This window comes from Pelomonas sp. Root405, from assembly GCF_001425165.1.
Taxonomy (GTDB): domain Bacteria; phylum Pseudomonadota; class Gammaproteobacteria; order Burkholderiales; family Burkholderiaceae_C; genus Pelomonas.
Genome location: NZ_LMDU01000016.1, coordinates 233,675 through 254,338 on the forward strand (window position 1 = coordinate 233,675; position 20,664 = coordinate 254,338).

A 20,664-nucleotide genomic window follows, 5' to 3' on the forward strand; every position below is an offset into this window, starting at 1 on the left:
TCCCGCCGCGTCAACGCGGCACGACGAAGGTGGATTTCTCGGCGACGCTGTCACCGGCCGCGCTGGTCACGCGCCACCTGATGGGCTGGGCGCCGGCCTTGAGCTGCTGCGCGGCCTCGGGCGGCAGGCGCAGCGCGACGGTCACCCAGCGCGCTTCGGCCGGGCCCAGCGAGATGCTGGTGGCGCGACTGAGCTGCAAGCCGGGCAGGCCGTCGGCCTCGACGCTGAGCTGTTGCGGCGCCTCGGTCGCGTTCATCAGCTGCAGGCGGTAGAGGTTTTCGATCCAGCCGTCCTCGACCTGTCGGGCCAGCGTGGCGCGGTCGCGCACGATGTCGACGCGGAAGTCGTGCCGGCTCATCAGGCTCCACAGTACGGCAGTGCTCAAGCCCAGCAGCAGGGTGCCGTAGATGAGCACGCGCGGCCTGAAGATGCGGCGCCGGCGCTGGGCGGGCGTGAGCTGCCGGGCCATGCCGTTCTCGGTGTCATAGCGGATCAGGCCGCGCGGCGTGGACATCTTGTCCATCACGCCGTCGCAGACGTCGATGCAGGCGGCGCAGCTGATGCACTCGTACTGCAGGCCCTTGCGGATGTCGATGCCGGTCGGGCAGACCTGCACGCACAGGCCGCAGTCGATGCAGTCGCCCACGGCCTGGCTGCGTGCCTCGCTTTTCTTCTTGCGCAGCGCGTTGTTGCCGCGCGGCTCGCCGCGGGCCGGGTCGTAAGTGACGATGAGCGTGTCGTGGTCGAACATCGCGCTCTGGAAGCGCGCGTACGGGCACATGTACTTGCAGACCTGCTCGCGCATGAAACCGGCGTTGCCGTAGGTGGCGAAGCCGTAGAACAGCACCCAGAAGGCTTCCCACGGCCCGAGCGAGAAACCCAGCAACTCACGGATGGGCGTGAAGTAGCCGACGAAGCTGAAGCCGGTGAACAGCGCCAGCGCGATCCATCCGAGCTGCTTACCGCCCTTGCGCCACAGCTTGTTCCGCGACCAGGGCGCCTTGTCCAGCTTGAGGCGTGCGTTGCGGTCGCCCTCGAACCAGCGCTCGATGAGCACGAAGAGTTCAGTGTAGACCGTCTGCGGGCAGGCATAGCCACACCAGACGCGCCCGGCCACGGCCGTGAACAGGAACAGCGCATAGGCCGACATCAGCAACAGGGCCGTCAGGTAGACGAAGTCCTGCGGATACAGCACGAAGCCGAACACGTAGAAGCGCCGCGCGGCCAGATCGAACAGCACCGCTGGGCGGTCGCCCCAGGTCAGCCAGGGCAGGCCGTAGAACACGAGCTGCGTCAGGGCCACCATGGCCCAGCGCAGGTTGGTGAACCGTCCCCGCACGCTGCGCGGGTGGATCTTGTCTTCCGACTTGTAAAGGCGGATGACGGCTTCGGAATCGGCCATGGGTTGGTCTATTGGGACAGGCCCCAGACATAGGCCGCCAGCACGCGGATCTGCTCAGGCGTCAGCCGTTCGCCATGGGCCGGCATCTGGTTGTGCTTGCCGCCGTTGATCATGGCGACGACGGCGGACTCACCCCAGCCATGCAGCCAGACCTTGTCGGAAAGATTCGGTGCGCCCAGCGCCGGGTTGCCCTTGCCGCCCACCCCGTGGCAGGCCGCGCAGGCCGTGAACTTGGGCTTGCCGAACTGCGCATACAGCGAGTTGTGCGGGCTGCCCGAAAGCGACAGCACGTAATGCGCGAGGTTGCGCACGTCCTCGCTGCTGCCCACCGCCGCAGCCATCGGCGGCATGTTGCCCTCGCGGCCCTGGGTGATGGTCTGGCTGATGGTCTCGAAGCTGCCACCCCACAGCCAGTCCTTGTCGGCCAGGTTGGGAAAGCCCTTGGAACCCTTGGCGTCGGAGCCGTGGCAGGTGGCGCAGTTGTTGGCGAACAGCCGCTCGCCGATGGCATGGGCTTGAGGGTCCTTGGCGAGTTGCTCGGGCGCCTGCCCGGCAAAGCCGGCGTAGACAGGCGCCATGGCAGCGCGCGCCTGGGCCACGTCGGCGGCATGCTCGTCGGTGCTCGACCAGCCTAGCGAACCGGCCACACTGCCCAGGCCCGGGTACAGCGCCAGGTAGATGCCGGCGAACACGACCGTCAGCACGAACAGGCCCATCCACCACAGCGGCAGCGGGTTGTTCAGCTCGCGCAGGTCCTCGTCCCAGACGTGGCCGGTGGTGTTGTCGGCCGCCGCGGGCTGGCGCCGGCTGGCGATGACGAGCAGCACGATGCAGGCCACCAGGCCGAGCACCGTCGCTGCGGCGATGAAGATCGACCAGCCGCCGTTGAAAAAGTCGCTCATTGATCATCCCCTTGCAAGGGCAGCTCGGCCGCCGCGTCGAAGTGGCCGCGCCAGGCCCACACGACGATGCCGATGAAGACGGCCAGCGACACGAGGGTCACGGCCACGCGCAGTTCATTGACTCCCACTGGAAGCCTCCTTCTTCGCCGTTGCTGCGGCCGTGCCCAGCACCTGCAGATAGGCAATGAGCGCATCCAGCTCGGTCTTGCCGGTGGCGGCCTGCGGTGCGTCCTTGATCTCGGCGTCGCTGTAGGGCGCGCCCAGCGTGCGCAATGCGCTCATCTTGGCCGGCAGCGCCGCGCCGTCGACCGACGTGGTGGCCAGCCAGGGGTAGGCCGGCATGTTGGACTCGGGCACCAGGTCGCGCGGGTTGATCAGGTGGAGGCGGTGCCAGTCGTCGCTGTACTTGCCGCCCACGCGGTGCAGGTCCGGCCCGGTGCGCTTGCTGCCCCACTGGAAGGGGCGGTCGTAGACGAACTCGCCGGCCTTGGAATACTCGCCGTACCGCAGCGTCTCGGCCAGCAGCGGCCGGATCATCTGCGAGTGGCAGTTGTAGCAACCCTCGCGCACATAGATGTCGCGGCCTGCGACCTGCAGCGCCGTGTAGGGCTTGAGGCCCGGCGCCGCCTGCGTCGTCGAGCGCTGGAAGAACAGCGGCACGATCTCGACGAAGCCGCCGACGAAGACCGTCAGCAGCACGAGCACGATCATCAGCAGGTTGCTGGTCTCGATGCGCTGATGGCCAGTGACTCGTTCAGTGTTGTTGTTGCTCATGTCGACCTCTTCAAGCGTGAGCCAGCACGGTGGGGATGCGCACCTGCTGCGGCTTGCCGGCCTGCACGGTCTTCACCACGTTCCAGACCATCACCAGCATGCCGGCCAGGTACATCAGCCCGCCCACCAGCCGCGTCACGTAGAACGGCCAGGTGGCCTTGACGCTCTCGACGAAGGTGTAGACCAGCGTGCCGTCGGGGTTGACCGCGCGCCACATCAGGCCCTGCATGACGCCGGCGATCCACATCGCGGCGATGTAGAGCACGATGCCGATGGTGGCGATCCAGAAGTGCAGCTCGATGGCGCTCTTGGAGTGCATCTCGGTGCGGCCGTACATGCGCGGAATCAGGTGGTAGAGCGAGCCCATGGAGATGAGGCCCACCCAGCCCAGCGCGCCGGCGTGCACATGGCCAACGGTCCAGTCGGTGTAGTGCGACAGCGCATTGACCGTCTTGATCGACATCAGCGGCCCCTCGAAGGTGGCCATGCCGTAGAAGGACAGCGCCACGATCAGGAACTTCAGGATCGGGTCGTCACGCAGCTTGTGCCAGGCACCCGACAGGGTCATGACGCCGTTGATCATGCCGCCCCAGCTCGGCGCCAGCAGCACCAGGCTGAAGATCATGCCCACGCTCTGCGCCCAGTCGGGCAGCGCCGTGTAGTGCAGGTGGTGCGGGCCCGCCCACATGTAGGTGAAGATCAGCGCCCAGAAGTGGACGATGGACAGGCGGTAGCTGTAGACCGGCCGCTCGGCCTGCTTGGGGATGTAGTAGTACATCATCCCGAGGAAGCCGGCGGTCAGGAAGAAGCCCACGGCGTTATGGCCGTACCACCACTGCACCATCGCATCCTGCACGCCGGCATAAGCCGAGTAACTCTTCCACAAGCTGACCGGCAGCACCGCGCCGTTGACGATGTGCAGCAGCGCCACGGCGAGGATGAAGGCACCGAAGAACCAGTTGGCGACATAGATGTGGCGGATCTTGCGGCGCCCCACGGTGCCGAAGAAGACGATGGCATAGGCGATCCAGGACACGGCGATCAGCAGCGCGATGGGCCACTCCAGCTCCGCGTATTCCTTGCCGCGCGTGATGCCCAGCGGCAGGGTGATCGCCGCGCCGACGATGACCGCCTGCCAGGACCAGAAGTGGAACCAGGCCAGCATGGGCGCGAACAACCGCGTCTGGCCGGTGCGCTGTACGACGTGGTAGCTGGTGGCCATGAGCGTGCAGCCGCCGAACGCGAAGATGACCGCGTTGGTGTGCAGCGGCCGCAGGCGGCCATAACTGAGCCATGAGATGCCGAAGTTCAGCTCCGGCCAAGCCAGCTGCGCGGCGATGAACACGCCCACCGCCATGCCCACCACGCCCCAGAGCACGGCGGCCAGCGCGAATGCCCGCACCGGCCCGTCCTCGTATGTCATCCCGGGCTGGCCCGGGACTCTTTCATTCGCCATCGCGACTCCTCCAGTCTGATGCGAACGATTCTTCTAGGGGGCGGCCTCAGGCGCCTTGATCCCGGTCAAGCAGGATGCGTTCTGCCTCCTGATCGAAGCCATCGAGCTGGCCGTCGTTCACGGCCCAGCCGAACACCGCCACGATCAGCAGCACCAGCACGACCGAGAAGGGGATGAGGAGGTAGAGGATGTCCATCAGCGATTCAGGCGTTGCGCGTTGAACACGACGAACAGCGAACTGGCCGCCATGCCGATGCCGGCGGCGAGCGGTGGCAACCAGCCCGTCAGCGCCAGCGGCACGCAGGCGGCGTTGTAGAGCGCTGCCCAGGCCAGGTTCTGGCGCAGTACCCGGCGCGTCTTCTGGGCCAGCGCCAGCGCCTGCGGAACGGCCATCAACCGGTTGGACACCAGCAGCGCATCCGCCGCACTGCGAGCCAGCATCGCGCTCTGCCCCATTGCGATGCGCACATCGGCCGCGGCAAGCACCGGCGCGTCGTTGATGCCGTCGCCCACCATCAGCACGCGCTCGCCTGCAGCCTGCCAACCGCGCACCGCGGCGAGTTTGGCCCCGGGCGTGGCGCCGGCCTGCCAATTGTCGATGGCCAGCACCGCGGCCATGTGCGCGACGGCGGCCGGCTGGTCGCCCGACAACAGCCGCACCCGCCGGCCTTGCGCCTGCAGCGCAGCGACGGCCGCGGCCGCATCGGCGCGCGGCGCTTCGGCCAGGTCGAGCCACAGCACACAGTCGCCGCAGCCGAAGGCCAAGCGTGCGGCAGGGTCGGGTTGCTCACTGACCCAGTCGGGTGCGCCCAGGCGCCAGAGCCGCCCCGTCGCATCGCGCGCCTCGACACCATGGCCCGCCACCTCGCGCAAGTCGGCCCAGGTGCCGGCACCGCGGCCATCGGCGAGTGCACGTGCATGCGGATGGCGCGACAACGCCGCCAGGCTGCGCGCCACGGCCAGCAGCGCGTCGGCGTCAGCACCCCGGGTCCAGTGCCTGCGCAATTGCAAGCGGTCTTCGCTGAGCGTGCCGGTCTTGTCGAAAACGACGGTGTTCACCGCACACAGCCGCTCCAGCGCCGACAGGTCGGCCAGCAGCAGCCCTCGCCTGGCGAGCGCGCCGCTGGCGGTCAGCCACGCGGCGGGCGCGGCCAGCGTCAACGCGCAAGGGCAGGTCACGATGAGCACGGCCACCGCCACGGCGACCGCGCGCGCGGGATCGACCCACCACCAGGCCAGGCCGGCGGACAGCGCCAGCAGCAGCACGACGGCCGTGAAGCCCGCGGCCACGCGGTCCAGCAACCCGTGGACGAAAGGACGCTGGCTCTGCGCCTGCTGCATCAGCCGCACGATGCCCTGGGCCGTCGTGTCCTGGCCCACGCGCTGCACGCCGACGACCAGCGAGCCGTCGAGGTTGATGCTGCCCGCCACGACCGCATCGCCCACGGTCTTGGCCACCGGCGCGGATTCGCCCGTCAGCAGCGCCTCGTTGACGAAGCCCTGGCCGGACAGCACGCAGCCGTCCGCCGCGAACGCCTCGCCGGCCGCCACGCGGATGCGGTCACCGACACGCAGCGCCTCGGGCGGCACGCGCTCGCTGCTGTCGTCTTCCAGCAGCCGCTCCGCCGCCATCGGCAGCGCGCCTGCGACAGCTTCGAGCGCCTCCGCCGCACGGTGCCGGGCACCCACCTCGAACCAGCGCGCCAGCAACAGCAGCGCGACGAACATCGTCAGCGAATCGAAATAGACCTCATGGCCCAGCAGCCCGCCCGGGTCGAACAGCGCGCCGGTGCTGGCCACGAAGGTGACGGCAATACCGAGCGCCACCGGCACATCCATACCGAGCCGACCGGCACGCAACTGCCGCCAGGCGCCGCTGAAGAAGGGGCCGGCCGCAAACGCCATGACAGGCAGCGTCAATACCCAGCTGCCCCAGCGCAGCAGGCGGTCCAGGTCGCTGGAGAGCTCGCCCGCCTCGGCCACATAGGCCGGCGTCGCCAGCATCATGACCTGCATCATCAGAAAGCCGGCCACGAACAGGCGCCACAGCGCTTGGCGCCGCTCCTGCCGGCGCAGCTCGCGCGCAGGCGCCGCGACATCGGGCGTGGCGCGGTAGCCGGCAGCCTGCAACGCGGCCAGCACATCAGCCAGGGCGAGCTGCGATGGCCGCCACCGCAGCGACAGCCGGGCCGATGCCGGGTTGACGCCGGCGCCCTGCACGCCAGGCAGCTTCAGCAGCGCCGCCTCGATCAGCCCGGAACAGGCCGCGCAATGCATGCCGGCCACCTGGAACTGTGACAGCGCCACGCCGCCCGCGCCGTCGGGCCAGGTGGTGAAAGGGGCGAGGAGGCGCGCGTCGGCATCGGCCGCGTGCAAGCCAGGGGGGGAAGCGCTCACGGCTGCAATCTAGGTGGCATGCACGATCTCCGCCATGACCTGCGTCAAGCGATTGCAGGAACGCATATTGCGTGTGTTCGCGGGCCTGCAGCATTTCAGGAGGCCAGCTCATGTCGGATCTGTCGATACCCGTGGACGCCGCCAACGACGCGTCCGCCACGCAGTTCTCCCACGTCAAGCCCGGGGACACGCCCTGGCGCCCCGACGGCTTGAGGGATTTCTTCCTCTACCGCGACCTCGGCGTGGCCGAAGCCACGGGCGGGAAAGTCATCGCGCACCTTGTGAAGGCGAACATGGCCCCGGAAAAGGGCACCGGATGGCACCGCCATGAGGCGGAGTTCCAGATCGTGCTGATGACCAAGGGCTGGGCCAAGTTCATGTACGGCGACCAGGTGACGCTGGTGGAGGCCGGCGACTGCGTGCACCAGCGCCCCGGCATCGTGCATTACCTGTTCGACTACTCGCCGGACATGGAGTACCTGGAGATCGTCTCGCCGGCCGATTTCAAGACGGTGGACGCGCCGGCACCCTGCGAGGTGCCGGTGCCCGCGCCGTGGGACTGAATCAGAAGTCCATGTCCAGCTGCTCGATTTCGTCGGGCTCCAACTTCGCCGCCGCGGTCCACTCCTGCAGCTCCGGCATCGCGCTGATGGTCTTGCAATAGGCCAGGCAGGCGGGGTTCAGCGGCACGTCATAGGTCAGGAAGCGCGTGACCACCGGCGCAAAGATCGCGTCGGCCGCACTTCGCCGGGCGCCGAACAGGTAGGGCCCGCCGTAGCGGGCCAGGCAGTCGGTCCAGATCTCGGTGATGCGCTCGATGTCCGGCCGGGCACCGGCCCAGATCTTGTGGCGCGGGAAGTGGCCCTTGAGGTTCATCGGCAGCGCCGCGCGCAGGTTGGCGAAGCCAGAGTTCATCTCGCCGCAGACGGCACGGGCATGGGCACGGGCGATGCGGTCGGTGGGCCACAGGCCGGCCTTGGGGAAACTCTCGGCCAGGTACTCGGCAATGGCCAGCGTGTTCCAGGCCGTCACACCGTCATGGCGCAGGCAGGGCACGCGGATGGATGGCGCCAGCAGCAGCAGCTCCTTGCGCGCGTCCTCGTCATCGGGTGGCAGCATGACCTCTTCAAAAGCCAGCCCGGCGAAACGCGTCAGCAGCCAGCCGCGCAGCGACCAGGACGAATAGTTCTTGCTGCTCAGCGTCAGCGTGGCGGCGGGCGCCACTGCCTTGGCCTTTCGCGCGGGCGCGGCTTTGGCCACTTTGCTGGCTGGGCGGGTTGGCGTGGCAACAGGCATGGCGTTTCCTTCGCGGTCGTGGCAGAGGGATCGACGCAAGGCCCATGCCATGCTGGCGCGCTCCTTGCGTTGCTGGTGCATCGTCGGCTTCGCAGGAACGTCCATGTACCCCGCCTACCAGGCCCACGCCGATCTGCTGTGGCCGCTGCGAGCCGCCACACGCCTGGCCCTTCCCTTCCTTGACCAACCGGGCGCGGCGCACGGCGGCTGGCTGCCGGCCCGGCAGATGTCGGCGGCTGGCAAGCTCTTCGAGCTGGCCCAGGTCACCCACACCCGCCCGCCCTGGCGCATTGGCGAGGTCGTCAGCGGCGACGAGCGCTGGCCTGTCACCGAGGAGGCGACGCTGGTCACGCCCTTCGCAACGCTGCTGCGCTTTCGAAAGGCCGGCGCGCCCGAGCAGCCCAAGGTGATGGTGGTGGCGCCGATGTCGGGCCACTTCGCCACGCTGCTGCGCGACACGGTGCGCACGCTGCTGCAGGACCACGATGTCTACGTGACCGACTGGCACAACGTGCGCGACGTGCCGCTGGCGGCGGGCAACTTCGGTCTGGACGAGTACACCGGCCACCTGATCGACTTCCTGGCTGCCATCGGCCCGCAAGCCCACGTGGTGGCCGTCTGCCAGCCCTGCGTCAGTGCGCTGGCTGCCGTCGCGCTGATGGCGGAAGACGACCATCCGGCCACGCCTGCCAGCCTGACGCTGATGGCCGGCCCCATCGACTGCCGCGTCAGCCCGACGGCGGTGAACACGCTGGCGACCAGCAAGCCGATCAGCTGGTTCAAGAAGAACCTGATCAGCCATGTGCCCTGGCAGCACGCCGGCGCGGGGCGGCGCGTCTATCCGGGCTTTGTGCAGCTGTCGGCCTTCATGAGCATGAACAAGGACAGGCACAGCAATGCCTTCAAGGACTATTACCGCCACCTCGTGGCCGACGAGTTCGACAAGGCCGAGATCACGCGCATGTTCTACGAGGAGTACCTGGCCGTCGCCGACCTCGCAGCCGACTTCTACCTGGAGACGGTCGAGCGCGTCTTCCAGACCTATGACCTGCCGCGCGGCGAAATGTTCTTCAAGGGCCGCCGCGTGAATCCAGCGGCCATCCGCCGCACGGCGCTGCTGACGGTGGAAGGCGAGCGTGACGACATCTGCGCGGTCGGCCAGACACTGGCCGCGCAAGACCTGGCCAGCAGCCTGCGGGCCTATATGCGCACCCACTACATCCAGCCCAACGTCGGCCACTACGGCGTGTTCAGCGGACGGCGTTGGCAGCACCAGGTCTATCCGCTGGTGCGGCACGTCATTCAAGTCTCGCAGTGAGCCTGCCTTTGCTCTGCAGCCGACGCTCCGAGCAGGCGGGTGGGCAGGCCTGATGCGAAGGTAAAGGAGGAGGCTGCGCAGCAGCCGGAGGACACGCAGCAGCAGGTCTGCCCGCCCGCCTGCGCTCCGTGGGGCAATGACAAAGGCCGGCATCAGCCGGCCTTTGCATCGGAGCGAAACCGATCAGGCGAAGTTGCTCTCAGCGAACTGCCAGTTGACGAGGTTGCTCAGGAAGGTCTCGACGAACTTGGGGCGCAGGTTGCGGTAGTCGATGTAGTAGGCGTGCTCCCACACGTCGACCGTCAGCAGGGCCTTGTCGGCGCCGGTCAGCGGCGTGCCGGCGGCGCCGGTGTTGACGATGTCGACCGAGCCATCGGCCTTCTTGACCAGCCAGGTCCAGCCCGAACCGAAGTTGCCGACGGCGCTCTTGACGAAGGCTTCCTTGAAGGCGGCGTAGCTGCCCCACTTGGCGTTGATCGCGTCGGCCAGCGCGCCGCTGGGCTCGCCGCCGCCTTGCGGCTTCATGCAGTTCCAGAAGAAGGTGTGGTTCCAGATCTGCGCAGCGTTGTTGTAGACCGGGCCCGGGTTCGGTGCCTTCTTGATGATCTCTTCCAGCGACAGCGCCTCGTACTCGGTGCCCTTCTGCAGGTTGTTGAGGTTCACGACGTAGGCGTTGTGGTGCTTGCCGTGGTGGAACTCCAGGGTTTCCTGGCTGTAGTGCGGGGCCAGCGAATCAATCGGGTAAGGCAGCGGGGGCAGCGTGTGTTCCATCGTGGAGTCCTCTGTGTTGGGGGGAAAGGCGAACCGAAAGATTGTAGGGAGCGAGGATCACCCCTGGGTTGATGGCGTTACCCCCAGAACGCGCAAGTCCAGGCTGCCGTCGGCCAGCACGGCGCGCACTTCGGCGCCCGGCAGCAGACCGTGCACGGAAGTCACCGCGCCACCGGCGCCGTCGTCCAGCCAGGCGTAGCCGCGCGCCAGCACATGCTGCGGGTCCAGCGCCTGCAGGCGGGCATGCAGGGCGTCGAGCCGCGTGGCCTGGCGCGCGAGGATGTCGCGGCAGGCGCGCTGATGGCGCTGCTCAAGATGCGCCAGCCGCTGGCCTTGCAGCTCGACACGGCGCTGCGGCGCAGCAGCGGCGCGTTGGGCCAGCAGTTCGAGCATGCGCCGTTGGCGAGCCAGTGCGTCACTGGGGCGGGCCAGGCGCAGCGCGAGGCGGTCCAGGCGCTGGGCCAGCGATTGGAGACGGTGGTCGATGCGCAGCACCAGCGCCCGCTCCAGAGCGGCGAGTTGCTGCAGCAGCCCGTCGCGCGGCGGCGCCGCGAGTTCGGCGGCGGCGGTGGGCGTCGGCGCACGCAGGTCGGCCGCCAGGTCGGACAGCGTCACATCCGTCTCATGGCCGACACCGCAGACCAGCGGCAGCCCCGACGAAGCCACGGCGCGCACGACGCGCTCGTCGTTGAAGGCCCAGAGGTCTTCAAGCGAGCCGCCGCCGCGCACCAGCAGCAGCACGTCGACCTCCGCTCGCTCGTTGGCGATGCGCAGAGCGTTGACCAGGGCTGGCGGCGCCTCCGCGCCCTGCACAGGGCTGGGATAGACGACAACCTCGACCTGCGGCGCGCGACGCGCGAGCGCGGTCAGCACGTCATGCAGGGCCGCGCCGGCCGCCGAGGTGATCACCCCGATCCGCCGGGGGTGGCTGGGCAGCGGGCGCTTGGCCTCGGCGTCAAACAGCCCCTCGGCGGCGAGCCGCGTGCGCAGCTTCAGGAACTGCTCGTACAGCGTGCCGGCGCCCGCACGGCGCATGGCCTCGACGATGAATTGCAGCTCGCCCCGCGGCTCGTAGACGGCAACGCGCCCGCGCAACTCCACCAGCACACCCTCGCCCGGCGCAAAGTCCAGCATGGCCGCCGCGCGGCGGAACATCGCGCAGCGCAGGCTGGCGGCTTGGCCGTCGGCGTCCTTCAGCCCGAAGTAGCAGTGGCCGCTGGCGGCGCGCGTGAAGCCGGTGATCTCGCCGCCCACGGCAACGACGGAAAAGCGCTCGGCCAGGCTCTGGCTCACCGCCTCCAGCAGGCCGGCAACACCCCAGACACGTCGGCTGGATGCGGTCTCGCGAGGCTCAATCACGCGCAAACCCAATACCGGCGCGGGCCGGGAAGTCCACAGCCGCGCCAATGCTGGGCTGGCGGGCGATCGCAGCTCATTTCAGCTGTCACGGCACCGTCATGAGCACATAAGGCCTTGTTTTTCAATTCGAAAGTCCGCTGCTCAAACTTGAGGCAAGTTGTCCAAGGCCTTGATTTACCGGCCTCTGCGAGCCGACGCCGGGGCCTTGCCCACAAAGTTATCCACAGTAACGGTGGATTGTGGGAAGACGCCTGAAGAGGCCGCCGCAAGCCCCGGCATGGGCTGAGGCTGGGGTCATAATCCCGCGCACTTAGCCGGGCCGTTCGCGGCCGCTCAACTCGACTTTCTCGACGGGGACGCCCTTGTTTTCGATCATACAAGCCGCCGGTTGGCCGATCTGGCCCTTGCTCCTGTGCTCCGTGGTGGCCCTGGCCCTGATCATCGAGCGCCTGTCCAGCCTGCGGGCCAGTCGCATCATGCCGCCGCGCCTGCTGGAAGACGTGCTCAACGTCAGCGCCCAGCAACTGCCCGCGCCCGACATGGTCGACCGCCTGGCCGAGAACTCCATCCTCGGTGAGGTGCTGGCCTCCGGTCTGCGCGCCGTGACGGCCGAGCCCCAGATGCCCGAGGGCAAGCTGCGCATGGTGTTCGAGTTTGCGGGCCGCCGCGCCGTGCACCAGCTGGACCGTTACATGAACACTCTTGGCACCATCGCCACGGCCGCGCCTCTGTTGGGCCTGATGGGCACGGTGGTCGGCATGATCGAGATCTTCGGCAGCCAGACACCCGGCAGCGGCAACCCGGCGCAGCTGGCGCATGGCATCTCCATCGCGCTCTACAACACCGCCTTCGGCCTGATGATCGCCATTCCCGCGTTGATGTTCCATCGCTACTTCCGGGGCCGCATCGAAGAGTACGTGCTCGAACTCGAAGCCGCGGCCGACCGGCTGCTGGGCCAGTTGCGCCGCTACACAGCCTGAGGGCTAGCCCATGCGCTTCCGCTCCCCACACACCGAGCCGCCGGAGATCAATCTGATCCCCTTCATCGACGTGCTGCTGGTGATCCTGATCTTCCTGATGCTGTCGACGACCTACTCCAAGTTCACCGAGCTGCAGATCACGCTGCCCTCGGCGGACGCGGAGCAGCTCAAGGACAGGCCGCAGGAGGTCATCGTCGGCATTGCGGCCGATGGCCGCTTCGTCGTCAACCGCCAGGCCGTGGAGGGCCGCTCAGTCGAGATCCTCATCGGCGCCTTGCGCCAGGCCTCCGGCGGCAATGCGGAGGCATCGCTGATCATCTCGGCCGACGCCGCCACGCCGCACCAGGCCGTCGTCAACGTGATGGACGCCGCGCGCCGCGTCGGCCTGACGCGTGTCACCTTCGCCGCGCAGACCGACGCTCGCTGATCGGCTGCAAGCGCAGTGGCTGAGCGGCGGCGGGCTGTCTGCCGCGCTGCTGCCCTTGAGCTGGCTCTACCGCGCGCTGCTGGCGCTGCGTCAGCTGGCCTACCAGACTGGGCTGACACATGTCCAGAAGTTGCCGGTGCCCGTCGTCGTCGTCGGCAATTGGATTGTCGGCGGAGCCGGAAAGACACCGACCACGCTGGCCCTGCTGGAGTTGCTGCGCGCACGCGGCCTGCGTGCCGGCGTCGTGTCGCGCGGCTATGGGCGTGATGGTGATGGCGTGCACCTCGTCACCCGGGTATCGACGGCGCGCGAGGTCGGCGACGAGCCCTTGCTCATCCATCTGCGCGGCCGCGTGCCGGTGGCCGTCGGCCGAGACCGCGTTGCCGCGGCGCGGGCGCTGCTGGCCGCCGAGCCTGGGCTGCAGTTGCTGGTCAGCGATGACGGTTTGCAGCACTGGCGCCTACCGCGCCAGTTGAGCGTGCTGGTGTTTGATGAACGCGGCCTGGGGAATGGTCGCCTGCTGCCGGCCGGGCCGCTGCGCCAGCCGCCGGCACCGCTCTTGGCCAATCAACTGGTGGTCTACAACGCCGCCCAGCCCAGCACGGCCCTGCCCGGCTTTGTGGCCGAGCGCCGCCTGGCCGGTGCGGTGACGCTGGCCGATTGGTGGGCCGGCAAGCCGGCCAGCATGGACACGCTGCTGGCGCTGCGTGCACGGCCGGGCCTGCTGGCCGTCGCCGGCGTCGCGCGGCCGCAGCGCTTTTTCGACATGCTGCACGGCCTCGGCCTGCGCTTGACCACCCTGGCCCTGCCCGACCACGCCGACTTCGCAACGCTACCCTGGCCTGCCGACACAGCCGGCGTCGTGCTGACCGAGAAGGACGCCGTGAAGCTGCCGCCGCGCCGGGTCGGCGCCCTACCCGTCTGGGTGGTGGCGCTAGACTTCTCGCCCGGCGCCGGCTTCGAGGCCGCGCTGGACGGACAACTGCAAAAACTCTCCCTGCTCGCCTGATGGATCACCGCCTCATCGAAATGCTGGTCTGCCCGCTGTGCAAGGGGCCGCTGACGCTGCTGCGCGAGGGTGAACTGCCAGCGCTGGCCTGCCGCCCGGACCGCCTGGCCTTCCCGATCCGCGACGGCATCCCGTTGATGCTGGAAAGCGAGGCCAAGCCGTGGGACCCGGAAGCGCCCAAGCCGCCGGTCGTGCTGGCGCCGTGAGCTTTACCGTCATCATTCCGGCGCGTCTGGCGTCGACGCGGCTGCCGAACAAGCCGCTAGCAGACATTGCCGGCCTGCCGATGATCGTGCGCGTGGCCAGGCGCGCCGCGCTGTCAGCCACTGGGCAGATCGTTGTCGCCACCGATGCGCCCGAGGTGGCCGCCGCCTGCGCTGCCCATGGCGTGCGGGCACTGATGACGCGGGCCGACCACCCGTCCGGCAGCGACCGCCTCGCCGAAGCCGTCGAGCAACTGGGCCTGGCCGACGATGCCGTCGTCGTCAACGTACAAGGTGACGAGCCGCTGATCGCGCCGGCCATGATCGACGCGTGCGCGGCGACGCTGGTCGCGCAGCCGGACTGCGTGATGGCCACCGTTGCCCATGCCTTGATCGACGCCGCGGAGTTCTCCAACCCCAATGTGGTCAAGCTGGTAACGGACAAGGCCGGGCGTGCCCTCTACTTTTCGCGCGCTCCCATCGCCTGGTGGCGCGATGGCACCGGCCAGCCGAACCAGGCGCTGCGCCATGTCGGCTTGTATGCGTACCGGGCCGGCTTCCTGCGCCGCTTCCCGACGCTGGCGGTCAGCCCGCTGGAGCAGATCGAGTCGCTGGAACAGCTGCGCGTGCTCTGGCATGGCGAACGCATCGCGGTTCATGTCAGTGACGAGCGTCCCGGCCCGGGCGTGGACACGCCCGAGGATCTGGAGCGCGTGCGGCGGCTGATCCAGGCCTGAGCGCCCGCTCCCCCGTCAGGCCGCAGAAAGGCCGCGTGCGATACTCGACCGCTGACCCGAGCGGGCCTTTTTAACAGCCCGTTCATGGGAAAAATAGGACGAGGAGACCCATGCGATTGATCCTTCTGGGCGCCCCGGGCGCCGGCAAAGGCACCCAAGCTGCCTTCATCTGCAAGCAATTCGGTATTCCGCAGATCTCCACCGGTGACATGCTGCGCGCGGCGATCAAGGCCGGCACGCAGATGGGTCTGGCCGCCAAGGCCGTCATGGATTCGGGCGCCCTGGTCAGCGACGACATCATCATCGGCTTGGTCAAGGAACGCATTGCACAGCCCGACTGCGCCAAGGGCTTCCTGTTCGACGGCTTCCCGCGCACCATTCCTCAGGCCGATGCCATGAAGGCGGCCGGCGTCAAGCTGGACTACGTGCTCGAGATCGACGTGCCCTTCGACGCCATCATCGAGCGCATGAGCGGCCGCCGTGTGCACGTGGCCTCGGGCCGCACGTATCACGTCACGTTCAATCCGCCGAAGGTCGAAGGCAAGGATGACGAGACCGGCGAGGACCTGATCCAACGCGAAGACGACAAGGAAGAGACCGTCAAGAAGCGCCTGGATGTCTACTCCGCGCAGACGCGACCGCTGGTCGACTACTACTCGCAATGGGCCGCCACCGGCGACGCCAATGCGCCCAAGTACCGCCGCATCGAAGGCGTCGGTTCAGTGGACGACATCATGAAGAAGGCGCTGGCTGCGCTGGCCTGATCCGCCTGTCCCGTACCAAGCCGCGGCGCCTTAGGGCCCTGCGGCTTTTTTGTCTCCGCGCAGCCCTAGGACGAAGCGCGCCCGCGGTATCGATCAAGCGCTCGTGGTTGACCGAGAGGGTCGCCTTCCTCGGCCACAATTGACGTTTACGTCAATCAACCCAGGAGATCCTCATCATGGAAATTGCAGGCAAGGTGTTCATCGTCACCGGCGGCGCCTCGGGACTCGGCGAAGGCACGGCCCGCATGCTGGCCGCCAATGGCGCCAAGGTCGTCATCGCTGACCTGCAGGTCGAGCGTGGCCAGGCGGTGGCGGCGGAGATCGGCGGCGTCTTCGTCAAGTGCGATGTCAGCCAGGAGGCGGACGGCCAGGCCGCCGTGGCTGCCGCCACCGGTCTGGGCAAGCTGGTGGGCCTCGTCAACTGCGCCGGCATTGCGCCCGCCATCAAGACGGTCGGCAAGGAGGGCGCCCACCCGCTCGCGGCCTTCAGCAAGACCATCACGGTCAACTTGATCGGCAGCTTCAACATGATCCGCCTGGCCGCCGAGGCCATGGCCAAGAACGCGCCGGAAGCCACCGGCGAGCGCGGTGTGCTCATATCGACAGCTTCCGTCGCGGCCTACGACGGTCAGATCGGCCAGGCCGCCTACGCGGCGTCCAAGGGCGGCGTGGTCGGCATGACGCTACCCATCGCTCGCGACCTGGCGCGCAATGGCATCCGCAACATGACCATCGCGCCCGGGATCTTCGGCACGCCGATGCTGTTCGGCATGCCGCAGGAGGTGCAGGACGCGCTCGCCGCCAGCGTGCCTTTCCCGAGCCGACTGGGCACCCCCGGCGACTACGCCAAGCTGGTGCATCAGATCGTCACGAATGACATGCTCAACGGCGAGGTCATCCGCCTGGACGGCGCGATCCGGCTGGCGCCGAAATGACTCTGCGCTCGCAATGAAAAAGGGCCTGGTTCGCGCCAGGCCCTTTTCATTTCAAGGTCAGTCGATCAACGCTTCGCGGAACGCGACTGGATGACCCACAGGCGCGCCAAGTCGGCCGCACCGTCCGTGCCCTTTACCGAGCGCCAGGCGGCTTGCGCCTTGGCACTTTCACCCGCGAGCATGTGCGCCAGGCCGAGATAGAGCTTGGCGTCCTCGGGACGCTTCAGGTTGCCCTTCTCGATACCTTGTTCGATCTGCGAGATGCCCTTCTTGGCATTGCCGCCGAAGGCGTTGGCCAGGCCCAGCGTCACGAAGGCGTTGCCGTCCTTGGCCTCCTCGGCCGCCTTCTCGTTGGCTGCTGCCGCGGCCTTACCTTCTGCGATCTTCTTGGTCATCAGGTCGGCCAATCGCTTGTGGCGGGCACCTTCGGCACCCTGGCCCAGCACGCCGGCCGCGAAGCCCTTGTCGACGACCTGCTTGCCCTCTTCGGGATAGCCGGCCTGGGCGGCCAACTGCGCCATCTCCATGTAGTCCTCGGCGCCCCGCGACATATTGCCGGTGGCCAGGCGCAGCCGGTAGAGGTCGAGCTGGAAGCGGTTGCTGTCGAAGCTCTTCTTCTGCGGCAGGCCGCCGAGGATCTGTGCCCAGAGCTTGGGATCGGGGTAGTAGTTCAGCAGCTTCTCGGTCGCGACGCTTTCGGCGTTGGCATCGCCTTTCTTCTGCGCCGCGAACAGCAGCAGGTTGAGCTTGTCTTTGGAAGGCGCACGGCCGGCGCGCTCGTCGGCGGCGATCTCGTCCAGCGTGTCCTTGATGGTGGAGGTCATGTCGCCCGACAGGAACTGCGCGTTCTGCTGCACCTGCTTCATGGTCGGGCTGTTGCCGCCTTCCTTGAAGTAGCGCTGCGCCCAGTTCAGGGCCTTGCCGTTGTCCCTGTTGCGCAGGTAGGTGCCGGCGATGGCTTCCATGTATTGCAGCTGCTGGGCTTGCGACAGCTTGCCGGCGCCCTTCAGGACGTCAAAGGAACGCGCCATCGTGTCGGGATCACTGGCGCCCATGGCGGCGGAAAAGCGCACGCCCTCGATGGCATTGGTCTCGCCAGCCGTGCGGCCACCGACAGCCTCGGCTTCACGCAGCTTGGCCAGCGCTTCCTTGTACTTGCCACCCTTGACCAGCCTGCTGGCCTCGGTCAATGGCGTGCCGACTTCCTTGCGCACGCTGTCTTGGGCAGCCGCCTGGCTGAATCCGAACTCCGCGCCGGGTGCACCATTGAGCGACAGTGCGAGAGCGCCAACGGCGACGGCAACCATGGTTTTCAAAATCTTCAACTTGCTCTCCTGCAAAGCAAAAACGCGCCGCCCTTTCGGGCAGCGCGCATTCAACGTTTCAGCGTGCCTTGGTGCTGACCGGGATCCACGTCACTTGACGTATTGCTCGTTACCAACCATGCCCATCTTCTTGACGCTGTTGCGCTGGGCTGAGGCCATGACAGCAGCGACCACCCCGTAATCCACGAGCTTGTTCGGCTTGATGTGGATTTCCGGTTGACCGCTGACCGGCAACGCGCCGATCTCCTGCATCTTGGCGTCGACGGCGGCCTGGTTGGGCAGCGCTTCGGCGTCCCAATAGATCGTGCCGTCGAAGTCGATCATGACGGTGTGCACGACCGGCTCCTCCGTCGGCGGGTTCGAGCTCGGCGGCGGCATGTCCAGGTTGACGGTATGCAACTGAATCGGGATGGTGATGATCAACATCACCAGCAGGACCAGCATCACGTCAATCAGCGGCGTCGTGTTGACGTCCATCATGACTTCGGGTTCGCTGCTCCCCGAAGAACTTCCAACATTCATTCCCATACTCGGCTCCTGAGATCAACCGCCACGCGACGGCGGCTCGGTGACGAAGTTGATCTTCATGATGCCGGCGCGCTGGCAGGCGAAGATCACACGACCGACCGACTCGTAGCGTGACTTGTCGTCGCCGCGGATGTGCACCTCGGGTTGCGGGTTCTTGACCGATTCCTTGCCGAGGCGCTTGACCAGCTCCTCCATGTCAGGAACCAGCTTGGCACCCCAATAGACTTCGCCGTCCTTGGCGACCGAGAGTTCGATGTTTTCCGGCTTGGTGACGCGGACCTGGTTGGTCTCCTTGGGGAGATTCAACGCGATCGATTGCGTCACCACCGGCACGGTGATGAGGAAGATGATCAACATCACCAACATCACGTCCACGAGGGGCGTGGTGTTGATGGTGGAGTTAACTTCGTCCTCGCCGGAAGAGGATCCGACATTCATGCCCATGGCATTGGCTCCTGTGAGCGGCCGGGCTTAGCGCTTGGCGACCGAGCGGTTACCCATCAGCACGCCATGCAGGTCGCCCGCGAAGGCGCGGACCTGGCTCATGACGGCCTTGTTGCGGTTGACCAGCCAGTTGTAGCCCAGCACCGCCGGCACGGCGACCACCAGGCCGAGAGCCGTCATGATCAGTGCGGCACCCACGGGGCCGGCAACTTTGTCGATGGACGCCTGGCCGGCCAGACCGATGGCAGTCAGCGCGTTCAGAATGCCCCACACCGTACCGAACAGGCCGATGAAGGGAGAGGTCGAACCAACGGTGGCCAGGAAACCCAGACCGGCAGAGATCTTGGTGCTGACGTCGGCGACGGCGCGGTCGACGTTCATCGTTACCCAGCTGCTGTGGTCGATGTTCTCGGTCAGGGCGCCTTCGTGATGCTCCGAGGCCTCGATGGCCGTGGTGGCGATGTAGCGGAAGGCGCTTTCTTCCTTCAGGCTCTTGATGCCGTCAGCCAGGCTGGCCTTCTTGAAGAAGGTGGCGCGGACTTCCTTGGCTTCCGATTGCAGCTTGCTGGTGTCCCACAGGCGGACAACCAAGATGTACCAGGAACCCATGGACATCAGGGCCAGGATGACCAACACGACCTGGTCGACGACGTTTCCGTGCGCCGCGATATTGGCCAGGCTGTAGGGATTATCTTGAGGCTTCGAGGCGGCGGCGGCCGGAGCAGCGGCGGCGTCAACCACGGCCGCCGAAGCGGCGCCAGCCGGCGTTTGGTCTTGTGCTTGAACGGGCGAAACGGCCAAGGTCGCGGCCATGGCGATAGCGGCCAGGAAGCCGGTGATGCGAGAAATCATGGAGTCAACTCCTAGGAAAAATTCTGGTTTATGCGGTTCTGGAAGCGCCGGTCTGGCGCCGGGTTCGAAGCGAGGTCTCTTATTCGATCTTGAACTGGAACTCCTGCTCGAACACGTGATCGCCTGGGCATTCGTAGGTGTCCCGCAGCGTCGCTTCGATGGCCTGGACGAGGGCGCGTTGCGCCTTGCGGTCCACGCCACCACGCAGCGAGGTGATCTCGACGGCCGTCACGCGACCGGCCTTGACGGTGGCAACGGCTTTGTAGAGGGCTTCGCCGCTCCAGTTGACCGACGGCACTTCAGGCTTGCTCATCTTGGTGCAGACCATGCCGGCGGTAACCTTGGTCGGCCGGGGTGCTGCGGGCGGTGCCACCGGGGCCGGCGGCGGGGCCGGACGGATCTCGGCCACGGCGGGGGGGGCCACCTGGGTGGACTGGATAGCCGGAGCCGGCGGCGCGGGCGCCGTCACCTGGAACTCGGGCGGCGGCACGAACGGCGGCGGCGGCGCCTTGAGGTCCGGCGGCGGCGGCACGACCTTCTCGGGCGGCGGCGGCGGCTTGACCTTCTCCTCGATCACCTTGACATCGATGGGGCCGCTGACCTTTTTGACGATGTCGCGAGCCAGGCCACTGGCCAGGGCCCAGATGGCCACGACGTGGATCAGGATCACGACACCGAAGCCCGTGAACCGGGACGCGCCCTGCTTCTCCTGCGCAAAATTCATGCGCGCTCCTTCTTGCAACTACAAATCACAGTCAATGACTTCTTCCAGCAAAGCGGCCACG

Annotated in this window: 24 protein-coding genes; 9 read left to right on the forward strand and 15 right to left on the reverse strand. The window is 67.4% G+C overall.

Annotation, left to right across the window (positions count from 1 at the left end; genetic code table 11):
• Nucleotides 1-10 precede the first annotated feature (10 nt).
• Genes ccoG through ASC81_RS23920 form a run of 7 tightly spaced genes read right to left on the reverse strand, consistent with a single transcriptional unit; the run spans nt 11 to nt 6,931 of the window.
• Nucleotides 11-1,402 (reverse strand): cytochrome c oxidase accessory protein CcoG, encoded by a 1,392-nt coding sequence (gene ccoG / locus ASC81_RS23895; protein ID WP_056273104.1) that lies wholly within the window; start codon nt 1,400-1,402, stop codon nt 11-13.
• An 8-nt stretch (nt 1,403-1,410) separates the two neighbouring features.
• A complete protein-coding gene (gene ccoP / locus ASC81_RS23900; RefSeq protein ID WP_056273106.1) occupies nt 1,411-2,304 on the reverse strand; it encodes a cytochrome-c oxidase, cbb3-type subunit III in 894 nt (297 codons plus the stop codon).
• Nucleotides 2,301-2,432 carry a cbb3-type cytochrome c oxidase subunit 3 gene (locus tag ASC81_RS27255; RefSeq protein ID WP_156392400.1) on the reverse strand — a complete coding sequence of 44 codons (132 nt, stop codon included), beginning with the start codon at nt 2,430-2,432 and terminating at the stop codon, nt 2,301-2,303. The genes ccoP and ASC81_RS27255 overlap by 4 nt, the downstream gene beginning before the upstream one ends.
• Entirely contained in the window at nt 2,419-3,078 is a 660-nt protein-coding gene (ccoO, locus tag ASC81_RS23905; RefSeq protein ID WP_056273109.1) for a cytochrome-c oxidase, cbb3-type subunit II, read from the reverse strand. Before ccoO ends, ASC81_RS27255 begins: the two co-directional genes overlap by 14 nt.
• 10 nt (nt 3,079-3,088) lie before the next feature.
• Nucleotides 3,089-4,534, reverse strand: a complete 1,446-nt coding sequence (ccoN, locus tag ASC81_RS23910) for a cytochrome-c oxidase, cbb3-type subunit I (protein ID WP_082536774.1) — start codon at nt 4,532-4,534, stop codon at nt 3,089-3,091.
• A gap of 46 nt (nt 4,535-4,580) precedes the next feature.
• Nucleotides 4,581-4,730, reverse strand: coding sequence for a cbb3-type cytochrome oxidase assembly protein CcoS (gene ccoS / locus ASC81_RS23915; protein WP_056273113.1), 150 nt, complete (start codon nt 4,728-4,730; stop codon nt 4,581-4,583).
• Entirely contained in the window at nt 4,730-6,931 is a 2,202-nt protein-coding gene (locus ASC81_RS23920) for a cation-translocating P-type ATPase (protein WP_156392401.1), read from the reverse strand. Before ASC81_RS23920 ends, ccoS begins: the two co-directional genes overlap by 1 nt.
• Before the next feature lie 110 nt (nt 6,932-7,041).
• Here ASC81_RS23920 and ASC81_RS23925 point away from each other — a divergent pair, with 110 nt between their 5' ends.
• Nucleotides 7,042-7,494 (forward strand): cupin domain-containing protein, encoded by a 453-nt coding sequence (locus tag ASC81_RS23925; protein WP_056273120.1) that lies wholly within the window; start codon nt 7,042-7,044, stop codon nt 7,492-7,494.
• Between the two features lies 1 nt (nt 7,495).
• Here ASC81_RS23925 and ASC81_RS23930 read toward each other — a convergent pair whose 3' ends face one another.
• On the reverse strand, nt 7,496-8,227 hold the full coding sequence (locus ASC81_RS23930; RefSeq protein ID WP_082536792.1) for a glutathione S-transferase family protein: 732 nt from the start codon (nt 8,225-8,227) through the stop codon (nt 7,496-7,498).
• Nucleotides 8,228-8,330: 103 nt separating this feature from the next.
• Here ASC81_RS23930 and ASC81_RS23935 point away from each other — a divergent pair, with 103 nt between their 5' ends.
• On the forward strand, nt 8,331-9,545 hold the full coding sequence (locus tag ASC81_RS23935) for a polyhydroxyalkanoate depolymerase (RefSeq protein ID WP_056273122.1): 1,215 nt from the start codon (nt 8,331-8,333) through the stop codon (nt 9,543-9,545).
• Between the two features lie 183 nt (nt 9,546-9,728).
• Here the strand turns inward: ASC81_RS23935 and ASC81_RS28010 are convergent, their stop codons facing one another.
• Together ASC81_RS28010 and xseA are read right to left on the reverse strand one after the other, a co-directional pair.
• Complete coding sequence (locus tag ASC81_RS28010; protein ID WP_056273126.1) at nt 9,729-10,316, reverse strand: superoxide dismutase; 588 nt, start codon at nt 10,314-10,316, stop codon at nt 9,729-9,731.
• A 57-nt stretch (nt 10,317-10,373) separates the two neighbouring features.
• Nucleotides 10,374-11,675 carry an exodeoxyribonuclease VII large subunit gene (xseA, locus tag ASC81_RS23945; protein WP_056273416.1) on the reverse strand — a complete coding sequence of 434 codons (1,302 nt, stop codon included), beginning with the start codon at nt 11,673-11,675 and terminating at the stop codon, nt 10,374-10,376.
• Between the two features lie 362 nt (nt 11,676-12,037).
• Between xseA and ASC81_RS23950 the strand changes: the two genes are divergently transcribed.
• From ASC81_RS23950 to ASC81_RS23980, 7 genes are all read left to right on the forward strand, one after another.
• Nucleotides 12,038-12,655 carry a MotA/TolQ/ExbB proton channel family protein gene (locus ASC81_RS23950; RefSeq protein ID WP_056273129.1) on the forward strand — a complete coding sequence of 206 codons (618 nt, stop codon included), beginning with the start codon at nt 12,038-12,040 and terminating at the stop codon, nt 12,653-12,655.
• A gap of 10 nt (nt 12,656-12,665) precedes the next feature.
• Nucleotides 12,666-13,082, forward strand: coding sequence for a biopolymer transporter ExbD (locus tag ASC81_RS23955; RefSeq protein ID WP_056273131.1), 417 nt, complete (start codon nt 12,666-12,668; stop codon nt 13,080-13,082).
• Complete coding sequence (lpxK, locus tag ASC81_RS23960; RefSeq protein WP_235533757.1) at nt 13,048-14,091, forward strand: tetraacyldisaccharide 4'-kinase; 1,044 nt, start codon at nt 13,048-13,050, stop codon at nt 14,089-14,091. Before ASC81_RS23955 ends, lpxK begins: the two co-directional genes overlap by 35 nt.
• Nucleotides 14,091-14,297, forward strand: a complete 207-nt coding sequence (locus ASC81_RS23965) for a Trm112 family protein (RefSeq protein WP_056273132.1) — start codon at nt 14,091-14,093, stop codon at nt 14,295-14,297. The genes lpxK and ASC81_RS23965 overlap by 1 nt, the downstream gene beginning before the upstream one ends.
• Nucleotides 14,294-15,031, forward strand: coding sequence for a 3-deoxy-manno-octulosonate cytidylyltransferase (gene kdsB, locus ASC81_RS23970; RefSeq protein ID WP_056273135.1), 738 nt, complete (start codon nt 14,294-14,296; stop codon nt 15,029-15,031). Before ASC81_RS23965 ends, kdsB begins: the two co-directional genes overlap by 4 nt.
• A gap of 110 nt (nt 15,032-15,141) precedes the next feature.
• The gene (gene adk / locus ASC81_RS23975) at nt 15,142-15,795 is read left to right on the forward strand and encodes an adenylate kinase (protein WP_056273138.1); all 654 of its coding nucleotides are present in this window, start codon (nt 15,142-15,144) and stop codon (nt 15,793-15,795) included.
• 176 nt (nt 15,796-15,971) lie between these two features.
• Nucleotides 15,972-16,730 carry a 3-hydroxyacyl-CoA dehydrogenase gene (locus ASC81_RS23980; RefSeq protein WP_056273139.1) on the forward strand — a complete coding sequence of 253 codons (759 nt, stop codon included), beginning with the start codon at nt 15,972-15,974 and terminating at the stop codon, nt 16,728-16,730.
• Between the two features lie 65 nt (nt 16,731-16,795).
• Here ASC81_RS23980 and ASC81_RS23985 read toward each other — a convergent pair whose 3' ends face one another.
• The 5 genes from ASC81_RS23985 to ASC81_RS28205 form a co-directional block, all read right to left on the reverse strand.
• The gene (locus ASC81_RS23985) at nt 16,796-18,055 is read right to left on the reverse strand and encodes a hypothetical protein (protein WP_156392402.1); all 1,260 of its coding nucleotides are present in this window, start codon (nt 18,053-18,055) and stop codon (nt 16,796-16,798) included.
• A 90-nt stretch (nt 18,056-18,145) separates the two neighbouring features.
• Nucleotides 18,146-18,583 (reverse strand): biopolymer transporter ExbD, encoded by a 438-nt coding sequence (locus ASC81_RS23990; RefSeq protein WP_200946966.1) that lies wholly within the window; start codon nt 18,581-18,583, stop codon nt 18,146-18,148.
• A gap of 15 nt (nt 18,584-18,598) precedes the next feature.
• The gene (locus ASC81_RS23995) at nt 18,599-19,027 is read right to left on the reverse strand and encodes a biopolymer transporter ExbD (protein WP_056273146.1); all 429 of its coding nucleotides are present in this window, start codon (nt 19,025-19,027) and stop codon (nt 18,599-18,601) included.
• A gap of 27 nt (nt 19,028-19,054) precedes the next feature.
• On the reverse strand, nt 19,055-19,879 hold the full coding sequence (locus ASC81_RS24000) for a MotA/TolQ/ExbB proton channel family protein (RefSeq protein ID WP_056273149.1): 825 nt from the start codon (nt 19,877-19,879) through the stop codon (nt 19,055-19,057).
• A 79-nt stretch (nt 19,880-19,958) separates the two neighbouring features.
• Complete coding sequence (locus ASC81_RS28205) at nt 19,959-20,603, reverse strand: hypothetical protein (protein WP_056273151.1); 645 nt, start codon at nt 20,601-20,603, stop codon at nt 19,959-19,961.
• Between the last annotated feature and the right edge of the window lie 61 nt (nt 20,604-20,664).

Excerpts from the sequence above, each read along its gene's own strand:
- ccoG (WP_056273104.1), bottom strand. The coding sequence starts at position 1,402 with ATGGCCGATTCCGAAGCCGTCATCCGCCTTTACAAGTCGGAAGACAAG.
- ccoP (WP_056273106.1), bottom strand. The coding sequence starts at position 2,304 with ATGAGCGACTTTTTCAACGGCGGCTGGTCGATCTTCATCGCCGCAGCG.
- ccoO (WP_056273109.1), bottom strand. The coding sequence starts at position 3,078 with ATGAGCAACAACAACACTGAACGAGTCACTGGCCATCAGCGCATCGAG.
- ccoN (WP_082536774.1), bottom strand. The coding sequence starts at position 4,534 with ATGGCGAATGAAAGAGTCCCGGGCCAGCCCGGGATGACATACGAGGAC.
- ccoS (WP_056273113.1), bottom strand. The coding sequence starts at position 4,730 with ATGGACATCCTCTACCTCCTCATCCCCTTCTCGGTCGTGCTGGTGCTG.
- ASC81_RS23925 (WP_056273120.1), top strand. The coding sequence starts at position 7,042 with ATGTCGGATCTGTCGATACCCGTGGACGCCGCCAACGACGCGTCCGCC.
- ASC81_RS23930 (WP_082536792.1), bottom strand. The coding sequence starts at position 8,227 with ATGCCTGTTGCCACGCCAACCCGCCCAGCCAGCAAAGTGGCCAAAGCC.
- ASC81_RS23935 (WP_056273122.1), top strand. The coding sequence starts at position 8,331 with ATGTACCCCGCCTACCAGGCCCACGCCGATCTGCTGTGGCCGCTGCGA.
- ASC81_RS28010 (WP_056273126.1), bottom strand. The coding sequence starts at position 10,316 with ATGGAACACACGCTGCCCCCGCTGCCTTACCCGATTGATTCGCTGGCC.
- ASC81_RS23955 (WP_056273131.1), top strand. The coding sequence starts at position 12,666 with ATGCGCTTCCGCTCCCCACACACCGAGCCGCCGGAGATCAATCTGATC.
- ASC81_RS23965 (WP_056273132.1), top strand. The coding sequence starts at position 14,091 with ATGGATCACCGCCTCATCGAAATGCTGGTCTGCCCGCTGTGCAAGGGG.
- adk (WP_056273138.1), top strand. The coding sequence starts at position 15,142 with ATGCGATTGATCCTTCTGGGCGCCCCGGGCGCCGGCAAAGGCACCCAA.
- ASC81_RS23980 (WP_056273139.1), top strand. The coding sequence starts at position 15,972 with ATGGAAATTGCAGGCAAGGTGTTCATCGTCACCGGCGGCGCCTCGGGA.
- ASC81_RS23990 (WP_200946966.1), bottom strand. The coding sequence starts at position 18,583 with ATGGGAATGAATGTTGGAAGTTCTTCGGGGAGCAGCGAACCCGAAGTC.
- ASC81_RS23995 (WP_056273146.1), bottom strand. The coding sequence starts at position 19,027 with ATGGGCATGAATGTCGGATCCTCTTCCGGCGAGGACGAAGTTAACTCC.
- ASC81_RS24000 (WP_056273149.1), bottom strand. The coding sequence starts at position 19,879 with ATGATTTCTCGCATCACCGGCTTCCTGGCCGCTATCGCCATGGCCGCG.
- ASC81_RS28205 (WP_056273151.1), bottom strand. The coding sequence starts at position 20,603 with ATGAATTTTGCGCAGGAGAAGCAGGGCGCGTCCCGGTTCACGGGCTTC.